Below are 19,343 nucleotides of genomic sequence, written 5' to 3' on the forward strand. Positions count from 1 at the left end.
TTTTATAATTTTTTTAATAAAATTTTCTGTTCAATTTTTACATCTAAAACGATCCTAATTGTGTTGCGTCCAATATTTTATACATAAAATCTGTACTTGCCTTCGTAGTTGGTTCGTCGTCGAAATTTACTGTAAACAAGCCATCCTTATTTTCCCATAATCTGTCAAAATATGTATAAATATCCTTTGTCAGCTTGGAATTCTTATTTGTCAGAATCCTAAAATTAGCATCCATTATGTAACCACGTATATTTTTTTTGATTAAATTAGCCGAACCTGTGTGTATTATAACATTGCCGTCTGTTTTTTTGATTAGTGTTATCTTTGTGTGATATTGCTCATTATTCGTAAAATACCACTTCACTTCTATTTTGTTTTTAGTTTTTTTCTTAAGCTTCTTCGAAACAGGCTTATTAGGCAACCCATTTGTACTCATTCCAAAAGCATCTCTGCTTCTATCAAAAATAATCCGAATTTTTACACCACGGTTTGCAGCCTTTATCAGCCTGTCAATGACACCCTTGTCAGCCAGAAAATACATTCCCATAAGTATCTCATCCCCAGCTCTCGCACTGTCAATATCCATATCCAGATGCTCCCCAATTTTTGCCTCTGTCACAAACTGCAGCTGATATTTATTATTTTCATCATCAAATCTAGTAATTGTATCCCCATTTTTCTGATTTTCATTTTCAGAATTTTGACTTTTTTCAGGAAGTTCTCCAGTTTGTGCAAACCTTCTTGTTTCCTCCTCCACAAATTCATCCTTCTTTTTCTCAATTTCTTTAACTTGCTTTTCAGTCTCACTTTCAGAAAAACTATTTATCCGGCTTGTCCTATCTTCTGTTAAATTCCCAATTTGACTGCTATTTATTCTATTCTCCTGCTTTCTGGTTACATCAATCTTCCCATCTGAAAATTCAGCCACAAGCTGCAATCCATGCAAAATATCCTTTGTAATTTCTCCATTAGCTGATATTGCCACATTTTCATGATAATAACTCGGATCGTGAATATTCGCACTCGAAACTACAACATTGTCCTCATTCAAAAATATTTTCCTATGATCCGCCTTCACATTCAGCGCCCTTAACAAATTCCTCAAAGTCAGTTTAGGCCACATAGGTCCATAAAAGTTTCCAATCCATCCTTTCCCCTGCGGATTTCCGTGAGGCTCTATCAAAGTTCTCCAAATTGGCGAATACCAGGGAAACGTATCCTTCAACTTAAAAATATCCACCACTATAACATCAATCCCAGCATTTTTCATCTCTGTAATAAACGGATGCTCAAATGCTCCATATAAATTATTATTCTCATCTGAAAGCACATACACCTTCAAATCAGGATTTTCCATCTTCTTCTTAACAAGCCGTCTCGTATATTCCTTAGCAAACTCTGGAAAATGCTCCTTATCCTTATTATAAATATCATTAAACAAAAACATCTCCACAATCAGATAATCCTTAGCTTCATCCACAACCTTATAAGTCGCCTCCCAAATCTTCCTGTCATACCGAATATTCCCATCCTTGTCCAGATAAGTCAAATCATAATGAAACTCAACATTATCACTATTCCGCAACGGACTTTCATAATCCACTCCAAGCGGAGGCGTCTTTATTGTGGAACATGAAATTGTAAAGGCTGTTAAAATACCAATTAGTAAATGCTTTTTTCTCCTTATTAAAATCATTTTATCTATTTGCATTATAATAAATATATAATACTTCTCCTTTCTATTATGCTTCAATTATTTAATCATATAAATATATAGATAAAGAATTAACAATTCTTTATAATAAATTTGATATTGCATCACGGATATCTTTATCTAACACATATATTACTGAAAATACATCTGTTTTTGTCTTTTTTTATTTACAATTTAATTATACTCTTTTATTTTTAGTTACTTCCCCTTTTAAATATTTCATTTTTATAAAATTTCTAATTAACTAGATTATTTATCCACTTTTTACTCTTTAATCTCCATATACATGGAAATATTTTTATAACTTCATCACTGCACGAAAGTAGATATACAATTACAACTGGAAATCCTAAATGTAATCCAGAAAAATATGTTATTGGAATTGCAATGAGCCAAAGCGGAATCAAGTCCACAAACATTGTCCAGAGCGTATCCCCTCCCGAACGTAAAATTCCAACTAACAGCTGCAAGCTAATTGCCTTTATAAAAATTACAAATACTTCTGCCTTTACAATCTCTTTTGCTAATGGATAACTTTTTTCGTTTACATGAACTAAAATTAATGGACTAAAAATAAATACAATTACTCCAATGATAATCCCCAAGATAACAGCCACTTTTAATAAAATTATCGAATAATCATAAGCGTTTTCTTCCCTTCCAGCACCAATTTCATTACCTATTATAGCAGAAGTTGCACTAGAAAGTCCAAATAATAATGTCAATATCAAACTACTAATTGATTTTACAACCTGAACTGCAGCTGCAAAATTTGTTCCCATTCTTCCAAAAATCATTACATACGTACTTGCTCCAACTACCCATAATATTTCATGAATAAACACAGGGAGCGATATTTTCATAACTTTTATAAAAAATTCCATTGACAAATCAAATAATTCATTTATTTTCCCTGCAATTGGCAATTTTAATTTATAAATTATATAAATAATATAAAAAGTGCTTATAATTCTTGCAATAACTGTTGCAACCGCAGCACCACGTACTCCCATCGCAGGAAATCCAAAATGTCCAAAAATCAACATATAATTTATGGCTACATTTATTAAAAGCCCAATTACACTTGAATAAAACGAATATTTAGTTTTCCCTATTGCACGAAGCTGCATATTAAAGGCAAAGCCAACCCCCACAAGTGGATAAGTCCACGCTGCTATCCGTAAATATGAAGCCCCTATTTCTATAACTTTTTTATCATTTGTAAATACTGAAATTACAAGTTTTGGGGTAAATAACCCTGCAAAAAGAAATAACAATGAAAACAAAAATCCAACGATTATCGTTATTCCAAGACATTTCTTCAAATTCTTGTAATCCTTATTCCCAAAATACTGTGCCGCCAAAATTCCACCGCCACTATTCATCCCAAAAATCGATGTCATAAAAATCATAAATATCTGATTTGCAAATCCCAATCCTGCAACAGCAGCTGTTCCCAGTCCAAGTGCCACAATCTCTTTCCCCACCATAAACACATCCACAAAGTTCATAAGTGAGTAAACCATATTTTCAATTGCCACAGGCAGCCCAACATTAATCACCTTTTTATAAACCAACTTCCTATTTAATACTTTTTCTTTCATTTATTCCCTTTCTTTTTTATTAAATCTATTCAATAAATTTATATTATATGCAAATATTCAATCCAAATCTTCTGTTACTGAATATTCTGAAAAAATTAACAGATGATCTGATACATATTTTTTTATTATAGCATAATTATTGTTTTTTATGAAGTTATAAACTCCAAAATTTCCAGTAAATTCTTTTGTTTTTTCAAAATTTATAAAAAAATTGTCATAGGAGCTTACAAGCTTGCTATCTGAAAGTGTAGTTAAATTTTCTTCAGGATTTAAAATGTACTTGACATTATGTTTATCCGCTATGTTCTTAAAAGCCATATTGTCAGCAGGCATATTGAAATCTCCAGCAATAATTATATCATCTTCGTCTGTCAATTTAGAAAAATACTCATAGACGTTGACATAATTTGCCGCCTCAAGCAGCCTCTGCTTTTCTTTATCCCCAAAAACCGAATGTGCGATAACATACACAAAATCAAAATTTCCAGCCTTAAAATAAACACCATATGGCTCTCTCATAAACTCAGTCTCATCCTTTTCCTTATAAAATCCAAGCCCTCTCGCTTCAGAAAATTTACTTCTTCTATAAATAAATGCGTAATATTCCCGATAATTCTCACTTCCTACAGAATTTTCCGAAATAATGTAATCCCACTTCTCCTTCGTCAACTTTTCCAAATACGCTTGCGTTTTTTTTACCCCCTTCTCGTTCATAACTTCTTCCAGTCCAATTAAGTCAAATTTTGCTAAAATTTGTGCAAACGTCCGATAATCTTTTTGCTTTTCTCCAAGCCGTAACGCATTGAATGATGCAACTAAAATTGTATTTTCATCCTTATTTATCCCAATTTCCTCATTTATTTCCCCTTTTTTTAAGCAAGAAAATATTCCAAGAATTAAAAATACAAAAATTAACCTTCTTATTGTTCTATTTTTCATCTCAATCAACCCCTTGATTTTTTATTTTTCTATCCTAAATTCAATATTATTCATAACGCACCATTTTGGTATTTCCTCCAAAATCTCCAAAAACTTCTCCCGTTCCCTCTTAACCAATTCATAATCCACTAATTTTGTAAAAGCTATACTAAAATTACAACGTATTTCTGCTCTTTTTTTAAATATTCTAAATTCTAAATTATATTTGCTTACTTCATATACAGCCATGCTCGTAATTTCCTCAACTTTTATCCTATTAATATCACTCCCTGTATTTATAACTATTTTATCCTGATAAAAAGTTATACTGTAAATCATTACTTCCAGCTTTTTTCTCAAATTATTTTTGTTAATAAAAAATTTTATAATTATTATAAAAAAAATCAACATTACTATAACTGGATTTAAAAATTTTATAAATGCAAGAACTGCTAATGTCAAAGCATAGTAAAACACTTCCGTAAAAGATATATTCAAAAAATTTAAAACTCTGGAATTCTTTTTAAAATCATCTAAAAGCTCATCTTTTCTAATTTTAAAAACCTTTTTTTCATAATTTGATAAAAATTCTCCTCGTGCTTCACTGTCTTCTATCCGCTCATCATATTTCTCCTGAAGTTTTTCTCTGCTCATTTTTCTTGAATCATAATTCCAAATCCACTCATTTACCAATTCATCCTTCATATGAAACTTCTGCTCATCTAAAATCAGTCTTTTTGTTTTCAAACTTTCGATATAATCCGCCAGCTTTTTGAATTCATAATTATCCAGTTCACTTACATCTATTTCTTTTCCATCTAAAAATTTCAATTTTTTATATTTTATTAACTCTTTATACTTATTTTTATCTCTAATTTTATAATTTGGTTCTGGTGTGATAATTTCCAAAAAAAGACTAAGTCCTTCTTTATTTACATACTCTGTTTCAATAACTCTTTTATCAAATTTTTCAACATAAATAGCTTCTTTCAAATCATCATCTTCAAAATAATAAATTATTTCATTTTTTATTACAATTTTCTTTTCAAAAAATGACTTTTCATAAACTTCTGTGTTCATTTTGCCTATCTTTCACAATCTAAAATTTAAATTCCAAAACAATACTCTCACTAAGTATTTCCCTCAATTTTTCCTTGTCCTCAAAACTCAACCAATCCGTACTTTCCTGTAAAACCATTCGCCTTCCAAAATATTTTACTTTTTTAAAAGCTCTTAAAACTTCAACTATAACAGTTCTTCTAGGATGCCTCCCTGCAAATCTTTCATATGAAACTTCCTCCAAAACGACTTCCTTTTCCATAAAGTTCAAATTAGCTTTCCTTATCCCAAATTCATAAAATTTTACATTTTTATCCTCAACAACTATTTTTATCATATAATAATAAGAAATGTATAAAACTAAATAACTAAATATAAAAATAATTATCTGAATCTTGTTAAAAAAAACACCATAATTAAACATTGCCGCCATCGCAAAAATATTACTTTCTATTATTTGAGCCTTTCTCTTTAGAACTTCAAAAAGCAATATAAATATTGCACTTAAAATTGGAAAAATAATAATTTTTAAGTGAATCGAACTTTCATTTACTGGGAAATTTTGAATATTTGGAACAAACATCCATAAACATAAAATCACTATAAAAATAAATACTTTTATGAGTTTTCTTTTCAAAATTTTAAAATCTGTCTTAAATACAATTTTTTCCATTCACATTTTTCCTTTCTAAACATTTCAATATTTATTTACTTTTATTTTTATTCTATATTTTAACTATCTTCTCAACATCTTCGCCGCAATTTCCACCATTCTAATTGCCAACTCATGATTTTCCCCAAATAAATCATAAGCCCCGTCTTCACTTAAAACTCCACATTTCAAGTCTTGTGGCAAAACACCATTATTAAAGTCTTCTACATCTAAAAACCAGTTTTCGCTGCTGTAATATTCATCCAACTTTTTATAATCCGCCAAATTTTCTTCCAGCTTATCTAGCACTGCATCCAGTTCCTTAAAAATATCTGCTGATTTATCCATAATTCTTTCCATTTCTTCAACTCTTTTTATTTTATCATTTTTCATAAAATTTTCCTCTTTTCCATAGTTTAATTTACATTTAATTTTATCGTATTTTTTCAAAAAAAGCTACCGTTTTCCGATAGCTGTATTTTTTATTATTATAATCCTGATTTTAAATCATTATTAATTTGCTCTTTCGATGTACTCACCAGTTCTTGTGTCAATTTTGATTTTATCTCCAATTGCTATGAACAGAGGCACTTGCAATTCATACCCTGTTGATACAGTTGCTGGTTTTGTTGCACGTCCAATTGTATCTCCTTTTAGTCCCGGCTCTGTATAAGTTACTTCTCTAACTACAGTATTTGGCAATTCTACACCAACTGGAGTACCTTCATACATCAATACCTGAATAATCATTTCTTCTTCCAGGAAATTTATCGCATCTCCTAAATCTTCAGCTGATAAACTAATTTGCTCAAAAGATTCCTGATCCATGAAATTGTATTCACCATCAATTTCATATAAAAACTGCATTTGATTTCTGTCAAGAATAATATCATCCATAAGTTCAGTTGCCAAAACTGTAATTTCCTGAATTTTCCCTGAGATTAACTCTTTTGTCTTAAATTTTACTTCTGCCGCTCTTTGTCTTTTTCCTGATGTTGATTGATGTCTTTCAGCTTTTAGTATTAAATATGGGATGTTGTCCTTTCTGTATGTACTTCCTTGTCTTAATTCTGCTGCTGGTTTCATTAATTTTTTCCTCCTAAATTTTTACTTTCTATTTATTTTTTATATGGCTTACAAGTTTAGCTTTAAAGCCATTTTACTATAAAACAATTTTTTTAATATTTTATCAAATAAGTTGCTGTTACAACTAATCTCAACTTTTTATAAATTTGATTGTTTTCGTTTTCATTTATTCTTTTCACATCTTCCATATCTTCCAATATTTCAAATTGTCCTTGACTCATATTTTTTAGCCCGCCAATTTCATTGTTATTTACTTTTAGCATTTCAATCGCTCTTATTTCAGCATTTCTTGAAGCATCGACAATCAAATCTCTTTTGTATCTTTCGATATTTGTTATAAAATATTCAGGCATATTTATTTCTATATTATTATTTTTCAATTTCAGTTCCGATAATTTTTCATAAAATTCTTCTGCCTTGTCAATATTTTTTGTAACAATCGAAATAGTTTCAATTCCGTCATAGTCTGAAATTTTTACAATTGGCGCAGCTGTTGCGGAATTTTCAGCCGGCTGTCTTGCACTTAACGAATTTTCCAAATAGTTTGGTTGAATACGTAAATTTCCAACGCTGTATTCATTCCCATCAATTTTCAGATTTTTAATTAAATCAATTACCAATTTTTCCCTTTCTGAAACTTCTTTCTTTAATTCATCAAGATTATTAGATTTTTGGGAAATAACTATATTTATAAGTGCCTTGTCCGCTTTAATTCTACGCTCAGCAACTCCCTTTACCGTAATTCTGTTTTCATCCTTATTGGCTCTATTCATCGCATTTGAAATCAGTGCCGAAGATATGATTAATCCAAAGGACAATATTATAGGAATTATTATAAATTGTATCTTTTTCAATTTTTACTCCTTTACTGAACTTTTTATAACCAGTTATAGTATTCAAGTATTTACAATTATGATTTATCTACACAAAAGTCCTATCAAATTATAGATTATTTTAATAAAAAAGTCAATTAGTATCCTAAATTTTTTTACTTTTTCTTGTTAAAATTTACAAAAAAATAAAACAGGGGTAATAAATTTACTACTCCTGTGTCAAATAATTAGTTGCTTTTTTTATACATCAGCCAGCCGTTAAAATATAAAAACATGCTGTCCCGTCCATTTATTCTTGTAAGTTGTCCATTTTCCAGATACCATTTATCTCTATTCATCACTGAGTCGTAGTTTTTTTCTTCTGCTAAGCTAACTGTTACTGTTACAGGCCCAGTATGCTTTACCGAACTTCCGCTGTTAATTACGCAGTCTTGAAACGAAATATCAGCCATATACCCATGCTCTGCATATGAATCTTCAACTGTATCAGTATCAAATGCTGATTCAGCAGGATTTGGATTTACACAATAACTTCCTTTTTTTACTGTTACTGGACTTTGCACAATTAATTTCCCGCCTGATTTCTGAGCTTCACTGTTTACATCCGTTTTTGGTTCTGTTACTGGTGACTTAACAGCTGTCTCTGAAGGCTTCTGTTCTGCTGTCTGAGTGCTTTGAGGGGTTACAGCAGGAATATTCTGGTTTTGTGACACCGCTGCCATTTCTTTTTTCAAATTTTCCTTTTTCTTCTTATTTTGATTCTTCAAATAAAAGATTCCAGATCCAATAACAACAATTACTATTGCAACTGCCGCCGCCAAAATTGTAGTCATTCTGTTTGAAATATATTTTTCTTCTGTTATTTCTTCTTCAGAATCTTCTTCTGGCTGTTCAGATATTTTTTCCTGTTTTTCAGGTTGTCCTCCCAAACCTCCAAATACTGTCCTTTCGAGCTCTTCCTTCTGTCTTTGCAAATCTCTAATTTCCTTTTGGCGTTTTAATTCTTCTATTTCTCTTTCTAACTGCTCTTTTGCATTTTCATCAAATTGGTTATCACCCATAATGCCCTCCTAAAAATCAGCAATATTATTTAACAGTAAAAATTATACCGTGAAAATGATATTATATAACTATTTTTCTAAATTAAATTTCATTATTTTTTGAAGTTGCAAACTTCCTTCATCAGACAATGTCCATTCTCCATTTACTTTTGTATACACCATATCAAATGTTTCCTCCAAATATTTTAAATCCGGACTACTCACTTTATGGTCAATTAATTCCTTCATCCATTTCTCAATTGTCTGCTCAACTATTTCATCTGATTTTCCTTTTAATTGCTCTGCATTATTAGAAACTTTTTCATTCAGAAGTTCTTGAATATCTGATAAATCTGGATACTTCATAGTTACATTTAAAGTAACTTTATCCTGAATTTCAGTTGTATTGTTTATTTTATAAGTAACTTTTTTAATTGCTCCAGTAAATAACTCCAACGTTTTAACGTCTTTTGCATTAGAGTTCATTGATGAATAATCCCCGCCTTGTAGATAGTTCATTGCTTCCTTAAATATAGTTTCAGACGCTTCCTTGCCGCTCATTTCGTCTGTTTTCACTTGCGGAGTTGTCACGCTTGTCATATTCTGTCCATTGAATATTTCTGACACTGAATTTTTCCCAAAGTTATCTTTTTTCCTTTCCTTTTGTGCATTCAGATAGAAAATCCCTGAACCTATAACAACAATAAACAATGCTGCTGCAGCTGACAAAATTGCAGTTTTCCTATTTGAAAAAAAGTTTGTTCCCTTTTTTGAATTTTCCTCATTTTTTTCAAATCTCTCTTTTTCTTTTTCCTCTTTTTTCTCCGCCGTACTTCCTCCTACACTGCTAGACATAGTTTTTTCCAGCTCTTCCTTCTGTCTTTGTAAATCTCTAATTTCCTTCTGGCGTTTTAATTCCTGTATTTCTTTTTCCAATTGCTCCTTTGACTCTTCATTAAATTTATTATTATCCATAATATATCCCTCCTAAAAAAATAACACTTATCTTTTACAGTAAATATTATACCATAATAAATTTGAAAAATCAACAAATTTTAACAGAATTTTTTTTACTGTGATTTTTTTTAGTTATGATAATTTAAACAATAATATTTTACATCCTTTGCATATGTAATAATGACTTAGTCATATTTGTAGTTATCAAACAGACTTAATTTATTATCTTTCCCCCATTTTTCGGGATTTTTACTCCATTCCAAAGCTATTTGCGCTTCATTTTGTGTCAAATAATTTGTCTGAGCCAATAATTTTATTAAAACATCAAAATTTGAAAGTGAACTGAATTTGCAATTATATTTTTCATAATTTTCCCTTGCGCTGTCAAATCCGTAAGAAAAGATTGATTTTACTTCCAGCTCCTTCACTTCTTCCTTTTGAAGCACATCAACTGCAATAAGGCTGCTTTTCCCTGTTGTTATCAAATCTTCAATTACAACGACTTTCTTCCCTTTGACTTCCGCACCTTCAATCTGCTTTCCTGCACCATGATCTTTTGGCTTGTTTCTCACATATGCAAGAGGTTTTTTCATTCTGTCGGCAATAAATGCAGCCCAAGGAATTCCCGCTGTTGCCACTCCCACAATCACATCCGCATCCTTGTCAATTCTTTCAACAAATGCCTCCACAATCGTATCCCTCTCATCTGAAAATCCTAACACATAACGATTATCACAGTAAATAGGACTTTTTATTCCAGACGCAAATGTAAAAGGCTCTCCTACACTGATTTTCACTGCCTTCACATCAAACAATGCCTTTGCCACTTTTTCTTCCAATGTTAAATTCGACATTTTATTTCCTTTCATCCTTCAAATTTTGATTTTTACTTTTTACAATGTAATTTTTTTAAACTTAATCACAAAATTCAACTTCTTTTCCGCTTTTCACATTTTCATTAATTTTTCCATTTTCATAAACAATCTCACCATTTACAATTGTCATCGCGTTTTTCCCCCTTAATTTCCAATTTTCATAAGGAGTCCAGCCACATTTTGACTCAATCGTGTCATCTATACCGACAATCCATTCTTTTTGCGTATCAATAGCAATTATATCGGCAAAATATCCTTCCTGAATTTTTCCTCTTTTTTCAATTTTCATTATTTTTGCAGGATTTTCACACATTAATTTCTGAATCATTTCAAGTGATATTTTCCCTTCATTAAAGGCATTTATCATAAGTGCAAGCGAAGTTTCAACTCCAGGCATTCCAAACGTAATTTTTTCCAGCTTTTCACTTATCAGATGCGGGGCGTGATCTGTTCCAATTGTATCAATTTCCCCACGATTTATTGCCTCCCACAAAAATTCATTGTCAGATTTTTCTCTTAATTCAGGCTTCATTCTCAAAAGCATTCTGTTTCTTTCTGTACTTTCACGGATTTCAGTATTTAAAAATAAATGATGTGGGGTAACTTCGGCATAAACTGGATGTTCTTTTGTATTCAATTTATTATTTTTCTTGGCATTTATAACTTTTTTCAATTCATCTGCTGATGGGATATGGCAGACATAAAGCCCTTTTCCATAATTTTTATTTAATTCTATCGCCTTGTCAATCATTTCATGTTCAGCGTGAACCAGCACCAGCTTAGCGTTCTCAAATACATTTTTCAAAATTTCATCATCTTCAATAAGCATTTCTCCAGTTGTTACATTCATAAAAATTTTTACTGTATTCGATTCACCACTAGTTAGAACTCTTTCTATTTCTTCAACATTATCATTTTTACTTCCACCAAAATGGAATCCAAAATTTACAATTGACTTTTCTCTTGCCAATTTTTTCTTTTCCAGCAAATTTTCCAGTGTTGTAGTTGCAGGAATCGTATTTGGCATATCATAAAAAGTCGTAACGCCAGCTTTGGCACACGCACGTGAACCTGTCGCAAAATCTTCTTTGTATGTAATTCCCGGCTCCCTCATATGTGTATGCACGTCAATAACTCCTGGCATTACTAATTTCCCTTCAATATCAACAATTCTTGCATTTTCATTATTTTCAAATCTGCTTTCATCAATATTTTCAGAAACTTTTTCAATAATTTCGCCATTTATCAAAATTTCAATTTTATTTCCAAAGACATCCATTCCATTTTTTAGAACAATAATTTTATTTCTTGCCATTTTTACCCCTAAATTCATCAATTAATTTAATTTTTATCTACCTTCCAAACTTTTTAACAGTCTTTCCATTTTTAAAATTTGCAAATCCAACTTTTCATCTAGCGACATATTTTTTTCTTTATTTCTTTTCGCTTTTGCTTCTAATCTTCTTTCCTGTACCGGCGTAAGTTTTTTAGCTTTTGGCGCTTCTTTCTGAACTGGCGCTGCTATTGTCTGAGGTTCTTCTTCTGTTTCCGCTGTTTGAGCTGGTTCTGCCTCCGTTTTTTCTGTTTCTTCTGAATTTACCTGATTTTGTTTCACTTCTGCATCCTGAGTTGACTCAACCTCTGTATTTGTCTTCTTTGTATCCACATTTTCACTATACCCAAGCTGATATGCTCCTAAAATTCCCAATACTAACAGTAATACTCTTTTTTTCATAATTTTCTCCTTCTATTTTTATAAATTTAATACTCTTTATTTTAATACATCTTTCTTTGAATTTTATTAGTTCTGTTACAGAATTTAGATTTTTTTTATTTTTTTTTTCATTCCACAACAATTCCAGATTTTACAATACTTCTGAAATTTCTTCCAAAATCAATCTCGCACTTTCCACAGGATTTTCAGCCTTCGTTATTGGACGGCCAACTACAAGAAAATCCACTCCCTGTTTTATCGCATCTGCCGGTGTCATAATCCGGGTCTGATCATCGTTACTTTTTCCATCAGCATTTAACGTAAATTTAGGACGCACTCCTGGACAAACTGTCATAAAATCCTTCCCCAGTTTCTCCTTCACATCTTTTGCCTCCTGCGGCGAACATACAATCCCGTGCATTCCGCTATTTCTGGAAAGTGTAGCAAGATTTAGTACAATTTCCTCCAATTTCAGCTCACTTTTGAACATTTCAAAAATGTCATTTTCTCCTAAGTTTGTCAAAATTGTTACTCCGATCAGAAGGCTTTCTGATTTGCTTTCTTTTACCAATTCAGCAACTTCCTTCATAGTTTTACTTCCATTTGAACAATGAATATTAAACATAAATACATTTTTTTTAATAGCATTCGCACAAGCCATTTTTACAGTATTTGTAATATCGTGAAACTTTAAGTCCAGAAATACTTTCTTCCCTTTTTCATGCAAGTAATCAACTAATTTCCCATCTGTATTAAGATAGCTTTCCAGCCCGACTTTGTACATCGAGATATTGTCTCCCAGCTCTTCAACCAGCTTTTTTGCAGATTCCATGTTATCGTAATCCAATGCAACAAATATTCTCTCTTTTGCTCTCTCATCAATTTTACTCATTTATTCATTATCCTTTCTTTTAACTTCTTTTATTTCAAGCATTCCCGTAAAAATTAAAATTAAAATTTCTAAAATGAACATTGGAATTGCAATAAAAACTCCTGTTTGCTTTAGATTTATCATTAATGCCGCCATCAAAACTTGCAAGATAAATATAACTCCCCACGCTTTAAAATTAAGTGTTATCTTATAATTTTGATTATCTGAATCCACATTTATAATTTTTTTCGGAGTTTTCATTAAAAAATTATTATATATTTGAAGTGTTTGTTCTCCATAATCTACATCAACCTCTGTTTTCCCATTATATTTTACTTCTTCAATTTTCTCATCATTTACTTTTAACTTAAACCTATCTCCTCTACCATTAGAAGATATTTTTGATTCTATAATTATTTTAGGCATTGACCTTTCCTTTCTTTAATGAACTATTCTTAAATTATTGAATTTGTATTTCATCTTCCAAAATTACTTTTTCACAATAAAAGCATTTATATTTTTCTTTTTCTTCCAAATTATTCTCATTTAAATTTTCAGAGTTTTCTTTTATACGAATAAATTTTGTTTCAATATTTTCGTGATTTGAAATGCATTTTGGATTATCACATTTCATAAGTCCGATAACTTTATCCAATTTTTCTAATTTTGACTTTTCTACAACTTCATAATTATCAATTATGTTTATTGTAACATTTGGAGCTAGCAGTGAAATATTGTTTAATTCCTTTTCTTCCAATATTTTTTCCTCAATCTTTATAATCCCTTTTCTTCCAAGTGAACTGCTTGGCATATTTGTTGCGACTGTGATTCTTTCGCTATATTCCTTTAATTTTAAAATTTCCACAATTGCAAAAACTTTTTCTGACGGGATGTGATCTATTACAATTCCATTTTTTATTGCCCGTATCAGTAATTCTCTTCCTTCAGACATAATCTTTTCCTTTCCTGAACATAAATTTTCTATTTCAAAATAATAAATTTACAAAAAAAACTCCTTATCTTTTTTCAAAACAGTCATCATCATTGCCTGTCTTACAGGGATACCATTTTTAGCTTGCTTAAAGTATAAAGCATATTTTGTATTGTCTAAATTCGTATCAATTTCATCTACTCTTGGCAAAGGGTGCAAAATTATCATGTCATCTTTACATTTCCCTTCGATATTTTCACGATTTATAACATAAATTCCCCTTACTTTCTCATAATCTTCAATATCTGGAAATCTCTCCTTCTGAATCCGAGTCATATAAAAAACGTCAATTTTATCAAGGCAATCCCTAAAATCTTCCAAAACTTCATATTTTATCCCTTTTTTTCTCAAATCTTCCAGTGAATAACCAGGCATTTGTAAAATTTGCGGTGCTACAAAATAAATCGTTGGTTTAAAATGCATAAGCGCTTTTACTAGCGAATGAACCGTTCTTCCGTATTTCAAATCTCCAACAAACGCAATTTGTAAATTCTCAAGGGTACCCTTTTCCTCCAGAATTGTGTACAAATCCAGCAAAGTCTGGCTAGGGTGCTGATTAGAGCCATCTCCTGCATTAATTACAGGTTTTCGTGATGTTTCTGAAGCAAGCCTCGCTGCTCCGTCAAACAGGTGTCTTACAACTATCACGTCTGAATATGCTTCCACCATTTTTATTGTATCTCTAAAGGATTCCCCTTTTTTTAAAGACGACTGCTCCACAGGCGGTAACGATAAAACATTTGCTCCAAGCCGCATTGCAGCCGATTCAAACGACATTCTAGTACGTGTGCTCGGCTCAAAAAATAAAGTCGAAATAATTTTCCCGTGCAAAAACTTAAACTTTTCCTCTTCCGAACAACCCTCAATCTTCCTTGCCAGCTCTAAAATATCAAGAATTTCCTTTTTCCCCATATCATTCATAGAAATAATATTTTCCACCACTATCTCTCCCTTGAATTTCAATATTTATAGTCAATCCACATAAAAATAAGAGTAAAAATATATAAACAATAGATTCCTCATTTTAAACTAGAATTACTATATTTTTTTCAAATTTATGATAACAAATTTTAATGCCATTTGCAAACTTTTCTTTAATAGTAAATTTTTTCATATGCTTAGATAAAATTAAATAGTCATAACTACTATATTTAATACTAAACCCCTTTTGAAAATAGAAATAAATTTTTATAATAGAGTTGTTTGATAATTAATTCATAATCATTCAACTAAATTATTTTTTATTATTTTTTGGACATTTTATTTTTTCATATTACTATGTTTTTTCTTTTTTATTTTCGTAGGATTGCTCATTGCCGCAAATCCTACAACCTATGGCTAGTCTACGACATTTTTCTGCACTGACAAAAAACTCGCTATGCTCAAACAGTTTTGCCAGCACAGAAAAATGCTCCGACGGATTAATTTATACTAGAATCTGTTTAAAAAGTGAAGATTATACTTTAATCATTTGAAAATATTAAGTTTTATCCTTATAATTAGAAAAATTTGTAATAAATTCGTTATTTAAATAGGGTCTAGTATAACTTTAAAAACTTTGATACAAATAAAAATAGAGGGAAAATTTTTAACTCCCTCTTTATTTGCTATAAAAAAACTATTTCAAATCCTTACTTCCCTCTTCCAGAATTTTTATCTGGCAAAGTATTTGCTCATCTTTAACAGTTTTCTCTTTCCCATTTTTTATTGCTTCATACAAATCATCGTAGACTCTACCATAATCACCTTTTTCAGAAATTACTTTTTCTTCGTGATAATTTCCATTGTCATCATAATAAATTAACGTCCCATAATGTTTTGGCAAATCTATCCCAAAATCTGCATTATCTGGCATATAAAATAACTTCAAATGTTCTTCCTGCCTGTCTTCTGTTTCTTTTATAAAGCACCCTTTCGTTCCATAGACAATAAATGAAGCTCTTGGTTTTATCCTAAAATAACTTCCTTTTACACTGACTTTTAAACTTTTCCCATTTTCTCTATCATAAAATAAATCTATATCATAATAGTCATTCATCCGATTTATCCCAAGAAGCTGTCTTACATCATAATGCACTTTATCAGGGTTACCATATTGCGAAATTATCTGATCCAAGACATGTGTTCCATGCCCATATAAAAATGTATTTGCCGCTTTCCCATCATATTCCTTTACATTTTCAGGTACTTCTGCCCTGTAATAATCATAATTAGACTCAATTTCCAAAATCTCTCCTAATTTCCCACTTTCAATTACTTTCATTGTAGTCAGAAAATCGCTGTCAAATCTTCTATTGTGATAAGGCTGCACAATTAGCCCTTTTTCCTTAGCTAATCTAAATAACTTCTGGGCTTCTTCCAATGTTTCAACAAAAGGCTTTTCCACAAGGCAGTTCTTACCATGTTCCAGTACTTCTTTGGCATATTTATAATGCAAATCAGGTCTTAGGCAGATAACAACCAAATCAATTTCAGGATCATTATACAATTCTTCAATTTTATCAGTATAATTAATCTCGTCTATTCGCTCCCAAGTTCTATTTTCCAAGTTATTCGTAACAATCGTCTTCACTTTTATTTTATCTTTTCTTTGCAGTAAAAATGGAAGATGGTATCTGTTTGCACTTTTCCCGTTTCCTATAATTCCTATTTTCATCATAATAATCACCCTTTTACAATTCTTTTCCATTGCTTTCAATTACTTTCTTATACCAGTAAAATGAATCTTTTCTGCTTCTTTCCAACGTTCCGCTCCCGTCATTATTTTTATCCACATAAATAAATCCGTATCGCTTTTTCATTTCTCCAGTTGTGAATGAAACCAAGTCAATACATCCCCAAGGAGTATATCCCAAAAGTTCCACACCATCAATTTCAATCGCTTTCTGTATCTCTTCAATGTGCCTTCTTAAATAATCAATTCTGTAATCATCATGAACTTCGCCTTTTTCATCCTTCACATCAATTGCTCCAAAGCCATTTTCTACGATAAATAAAGGTTTGTTGTATCTTTCGTACATTACGTTAAGAGCGTACCGAAGTCCAACAGGATCAATTGGCCAGCTCCAGTCAGATTCTTTTATGTATGGGTTTTTAACACTTCCGACTAATTTGTCCCCACTTTCCACATCTGATTTATCTGCCTTGTCAACTGACGACATATAATAGCTGAATCCAATATAATCAACAGTTCCTTCCTTCAAGTCAATCAAATCCTGCGGCTCAATATGTATATTAAATCCTTTTCTTTCCCACATTTTCTTAGTATAGGCAGGGTATTCTCCCCTTACATGAACATCAAGGAAGTGCCATCTCTTGTGCATTTCCTCAACAGATTTCATCATATCGTCTGGATTGCATGAATACGGATAAATAGGTACAAATGAAACCATGCAGCCAATTTCAAAATCAGGATTTATTTTTTTACCAGCTCTAACGGCTCTTGCACTTGCCACGAATTCATTATGAACAACTTGGTACATTGTTTCCTCACGGTTTTCACCATTTTTGTAAGTAACGCCAGAACAAGTAAAGGCAAATATGTCAACATCAAGATTTGAAGCCTGATTATTGATTTCGTTAAATGTCATCCAGTATTTTACTTTATTTTTATATCTTTCAAAAACTGTAACTGCAAATTTTTCAAAAAAATCAATTACTTTTCTGCTTCTAAATCCTCCATAATTTTTTACAAGATTATACGGAATTTCAAAATGTGACAATGTAATTACAGGCTCAATTCCATATTTTAATAATTCGTCAAACAAATCATCATAAAATTGTAATCCTGCCTCATTTGGCTGTTCATCATCTCCATTAGGAAAAATTCTACTCCATCCAATAGAAGTTCTAAAACATTTAAATTCCATTTCCGCAAACAACGCCACATCTTCCTTATATCTGTGATAAAAGTCTATTGCTTCATGATTTGGATAATTTTTCCCTTCTATTATGCCATCAGTAATTTCTCTAGGAACTCCGTGTGCTCCAGCAGTCATTACATCTGCTGTGCTTGGTCCTTTTCCACCTTCATTCCATCCGCCTTCAAGCTGATGTGCCGCAACTGCTCCTCCCCACAGAAATCCTTCTGGAAATCCTTTATTTACCATTTTCATCCTCCTAAATTTTATTTGTAAAACAGCTTTTTGTAAAAGTTAAAAAAATTTCATTAATACATCATTTTTCAATTTTTACAGCCTTATTATCTACTTCTGTTTAATACTATTCCCTATTTAAAAAGCGGAAACTATATTTTAATATTTGGGAATATCAAGTTTCTATTCTTTGTTAAAAAAGTTTTTAATAACTTCGTTATTCAAATGAGGTTTAATGTAAATTTCTTTACTATGAATACAGGACATTCACACATAAAATAACATTTTTTATACGCAATTGCCCTGTTTTAGATATTTTAAAAAAATTATTTTTGTTCCAGTCTCTTGTACACCTCAATAAATTCCTTTGCCAGTTCCTTAAATAAAATCGCTGTCATCAAGTGATCTTGTGAATGCACCATAATCAAACCAACATCAATTTTTTCCCCTCCTGCTTCTCTCACAATCAGATCTGTCTGTAATTCATGAGCCTTCAGCATTTCCTCAGTTGACTGCTTCATAAATTCTTCCGCTTCATCAAACTTCCCTTCCTTCGCCGCATTCATAGCCTGATAAGCCAAGCTTTTAGTTTCTCCCGCATGTCCAATTAATGTCATTGCAATCATTTCAATATCCAATACTTCTTCAGCCATAGTAATTCCTCCTAAAATTATTTTTAATTTTTATTTTTTCTAGTCATCAAATATTTTTACTAAAATTTCTTCTTAATTTTGTTATAACACACGTTTCCAAGTATGTCAATTTTTCATATTTTTAATTCAATTTTCGTCTATTTTTATTAATTTTATTATTAATTAAAGCATTATTTCAATATTCTATGAAAATAAGCGATTTACAATTATATGTTTTTTCGTGTATAATATATATTGAAAATTTTAAAAAATTATAAATTTATAATAAAATATTTTACAAAA

At 31.0% G+C, this 19,343-nt stretch carries 20 protein-coding genes; all 20 read right to left on the reverse strand.

The genetic code is table 11. The features are described 5' to 3' along the window. Nucleotides 1-43: 43 nt before the first annotated feature. Nucleotides 44-1,696: a phospholipase D family protein gene (locus HW275_RS10530; protein WP_178936513.1), complete on the reverse strand. Its 1,653-nt coding sequence runs from the start codon at nucleotides 1,694-1,696 to the stop codon at nucleotides 44-46. A 254-nt stretch (nucleotides 1,697-1,950) separates the two neighbouring features. Continuing rightward, nucleotides 1,951-3,318 (reverse strand): MATE family efflux transporter, encoded by a 1,368-nt coding sequence (locus HW275_RS10535; RefSeq protein ID WP_178936514.1) that lies wholly within the window; start codon nucleotides 3,316-3,318, stop codon nucleotides 1,951-1,953. A 57-nt stretch (nucleotides 3,319-3,375) separates the two neighbouring features. Beyond that, nucleotides 3,376-4,257: an endonuclease/exonuclease/phosphatase family protein gene (locus HW275_RS10540; RefSeq protein ID WP_178936515.1), complete on the reverse strand. Its 882-nt coding sequence runs from the start codon at nucleotides 4,255-4,257 to the stop codon at nucleotides 3,376-3,378. 21 nt (nucleotides 4,258-4,278) lie between these two features. Beyond that, nucleotides 4,279-5,316, reverse strand: a complete 1,038-nt coding sequence (locus tag HW275_RS10545) for a hypothetical protein (protein ID WP_178936516.1) — start codon at nucleotides 5,314-5,316, stop codon at nucleotides 4,279-4,281. Between the two features lie 19 nt (nucleotides 5,317-5,335). Further along, entirely contained in the window at nucleotides 5,336-5,968 is a 633-nt protein-coding gene (locus HW275_RS10550; RefSeq protein WP_178936517.1) for a hypothetical protein, read from the reverse strand. Nucleotides 5,969-6,031: 63 nt separating this feature from the next. Further along, a complete protein-coding gene (locus tag HW275_RS10555; RefSeq protein WP_178936518.1) occupies nucleotides 6,032-6,340 on the reverse strand; it encodes a DUF4298 domain-containing protein in 309 nt (102 codons plus the stop codon). A gap of 120 nt (nucleotides 6,341-6,460) precedes the next feature. Next, a complete protein-coding gene (efp, locus tag HW275_RS10560; protein WP_178936519.1) occupies nucleotides 6,461-7,033 on the reverse strand; it encodes an elongation factor P in 573 nt (190 codons plus the stop codon). 92 nt (nucleotides 7,034-7,125) lie between these two features. Further along, a complete protein-coding gene (locus HW275_RS10565; RefSeq protein WP_178936520.1) occupies nucleotides 7,126-7,887 on the reverse strand; it encodes an SIMPL domain-containing protein in 762 nt (253 codons plus the stop codon). 206 nt (nucleotides 7,888-8,093) lie between these two features. Further along, the gene (locus HW275_RS10570; RefSeq protein WP_178936521.1) at nucleotides 8,094-8,927 is read right to left on the reverse strand and encodes a hypothetical protein; all 834 of its coding nucleotides are present in this window, start codon (nucleotides 8,925-8,927) and stop codon (nucleotides 8,094-8,096) included. Nucleotides 8,928-8,996: 69 nt separating this feature from the next. After that, nucleotides 8,997-9,881 (reverse strand): hypothetical protein, encoded by an 885-nt coding sequence (locus HW275_RS10575; protein WP_178936522.1) that lies wholly within the window; start codon nucleotides 9,879-9,881, stop codon nucleotides 8,997-8,999. 167 nt (nucleotides 9,882-10,048) lie between these two features. Continuing rightward, nucleotides 10,049-10,717, reverse strand: coding sequence for an orotate phosphoribosyltransferase (pyrE, locus tag HW275_RS10580; protein ID WP_178936523.1), 669 nt, complete (start codon nucleotides 10,715-10,717; stop codon nucleotides 10,049-10,051). A 61-nt stretch (nucleotides 10,718-10,778) separates the two neighbouring features. After that, entirely contained in the window at nucleotides 10,779-12,053 is a 1,275-nt protein-coding gene (locus HW275_RS10585; RefSeq protein ID WP_178936524.1) for a dihydroorotase family protein, read from the reverse strand. A 33-nt stretch (nucleotides 12,054-12,086) separates the two neighbouring features. After that, nucleotides 12,087-12,473: a hypothetical protein gene (locus HW275_RS10590; protein ID WP_178936525.1), complete on the reverse strand. Its 387-nt coding sequence runs from the start codon at nucleotides 12,471-12,473 to the stop codon at nucleotides 12,087-12,089. A gap of 130 nt (nucleotides 12,474-12,603) precedes the next feature. After that, entirely contained in the window at nucleotides 12,604-13,344 is a 741-nt protein-coding gene (pyrF, locus tag HW275_RS10595) for an orotidine-5'-phosphate decarboxylase (protein ID WP_178936526.1), read from the reverse strand. Further along, nucleotides 13,345-13,749 carry a hypothetical protein gene (locus HW275_RS10600; protein WP_178936527.1) on the reverse strand — a complete coding sequence of 135 codons (405 nt, stop codon included), beginning with the start codon at nucleotides 13,747-13,749 and terminating at the stop codon, nucleotides 13,345-13,347. Between the two features lie 34 nt (nucleotides 13,750-13,783). Next, nucleotides 13,784-14,275, reverse strand: a complete 492-nt coding sequence (gene pyrI / locus HW275_RS10605) for an aspartate carbamoyltransferase regulatory subunit (RefSeq protein ID WP_178936528.1) — start codon at nucleotides 14,273-14,275, stop codon at nucleotides 13,784-13,786. 48 nt (nucleotides 14,276-14,323) lie between these two features. Beyond that, the gene (gene pyrB, locus HW275_RS10610; RefSeq protein WP_178936529.1) at nucleotides 14,324-15,253 is read right to left on the reverse strand and encodes an aspartate carbamoyltransferase; all 930 of its coding nucleotides are present in this window, start codon (nucleotides 15,251-15,253) and stop codon (nucleotides 14,324-14,326) included. Between the two features lie 679 nt (nucleotides 15,254-15,932). Continuing rightward, a complete protein-coding gene (locus HW275_RS10615; protein WP_255460095.1) occupies nucleotides 15,933-16,970 on the reverse strand; it encodes a Gfo/Idh/MocA family oxidoreductase in 1,038 nt (345 codons plus the stop codon). Nucleotides 16,971-16,986: 16 nt separating this feature from the next. Further along, nucleotides 16,987-18,429, reverse strand: a complete 1,443-nt coding sequence (locus tag HW275_RS10620) for a 6-phospho-beta-glucosidase (protein WP_370464352.1) — start codon at nucleotides 18,427-18,429, stop codon at nucleotides 16,987-16,989. A gap of 305 nt (nucleotides 18,430-18,734) precedes the next feature. Further along, nucleotides 18,735-19,061, reverse strand: a complete 327-nt coding sequence (locus tag HW275_RS10625) for a PTS lactose/cellobiose transporter subunit IIA (RefSeq protein WP_026749060.1) — start codon at nucleotides 19,059-19,061, stop codon at nucleotides 18,735-18,737. Nucleotides 19,062-19,343 lie beyond the last annotated feature (282 nt).

This window comes from Leptotrichia sp. oral taxon 223 (assembly GCF_013394795.1).
GTDB lineage: Bacteria > Fusobacteriota > Fusobacteriia > Fusobacteriales > Leptotrichiaceae > Leptotrichia.

Bases quoted from the DNA above. Each gene is read 5' to 3' on its own strand.
- HW275_RS10530 (WP_178936513.1), bottom strand. From the start codon at position 1,696: ATGATTTTAATAAGGAGAAAAAAGCATTTACTAATTGGTATTTTAACA.
- HW275_RS10535 (WP_178936514.1), bottom strand. From the start codon at position 3,318: ATGAAAGAAAAAGTATTAAATAGGAAGTTGGTTTATAAAAAGGTGATT.
- HW275_RS10540 (WP_178936515.1), bottom strand. From the start codon at position 4,257: ATGAAAAATAGAACAATAAGAAGGTTAATTTTTGTATTTTTAATTCTT.
- HW275_RS10545 (WP_178936516.1), bottom strand. From the start codon at position 5,316: ATGAACACAGAAGTTTATGAAAAGTCATTTTTTGAAAAGAAAATTGTA.
- HW275_RS10550 (WP_178936517.1), bottom strand. From the start codon at position 5,968: ATGGAAAAAATTGTATTTAAGACAGATTTTAAAATTTTGAAAAGAAAA.
- HW275_RS10555 (WP_178936518.1), bottom strand. From the start codon at position 6,340: ATGAAAAATGATAAAATAAAAAGAGTTGAAGAAATGGAAAGAATTATG.
- efp (WP_178936519.1), bottom strand. From the start codon at position 7,033: ATGAAACCAGCAGCAGAATTAAGACAAGGAAGTACATACAGAAAGGAC.
- HW275_RS10570 (WP_178936521.1), bottom strand. From the start codon at position 8,927: ATGGGTGATAACCAATTTGATGAAAATGCAAAAGAGCAGTTAGAAAGA.
- HW275_RS10575 (WP_178936522.1), bottom strand. From the start codon at position 9,881: ATGGATAATAATAAATTTAATGAAGAGTCAAAGGAGCAATTGGAAAAA.
- pyrE (WP_178936523.1), bottom strand. From the start codon at position 10,717: ATGTCGAATTTAACATTGGAAGAAAAAGTGGCAAAGGCATTGTTTGAT.
- HW275_RS10585 (WP_178936524.1), bottom strand. From the start codon at position 12,053: ATGGCAAGAAATAAAATTATTGTTCTAAAAAATGGAATGGATGTCTTT.
- HW275_RS10590 (WP_178936525.1), bottom strand. From the start codon at position 12,473: ATGAAAAAAAGAGTATTACTGTTAGTATTGGGAATTTTAGGAGCATAT.
- pyrF (WP_178936526.1), bottom strand. From the start codon at position 13,344: ATGAGTAAAATTGATGAGAGAGCAAAAGAGAGAATATTTGTTGCATTG.
- HW275_RS10600 (WP_178936527.1), bottom strand. From the start codon at position 13,749: ATGCCTAAAATAATTATAGAATCAAAAATATCTTCTAATGGTAGAGGA.
- pyrI (WP_178936528.1), bottom strand. From the start codon at position 14,275: ATGTCTGAAGGAAGAGAATTACTGATACGGGCAATAAAAAATGGAATT.
- HW275_RS10615 (WP_255460095.1), bottom strand. From the start codon at position 16,970: ATGAAAATAGGAATTATAGGAAACGGGAAAAGTGCAAACAGATACCAT.
- HW275_RS10620 (WP_370464352.1), bottom strand. From the start codon at position 18,429: ATGAAAATGGTAAATAAAGGATTTCCAGAAGGATTTCTGTGGGGAGGA.
- HW275_RS10625 (WP_026749060.1), bottom strand. From the start codon at position 19,061: ATGGCTGAAGAAGTATTGGATATTGAAATGATTGCAATGACATTAATT.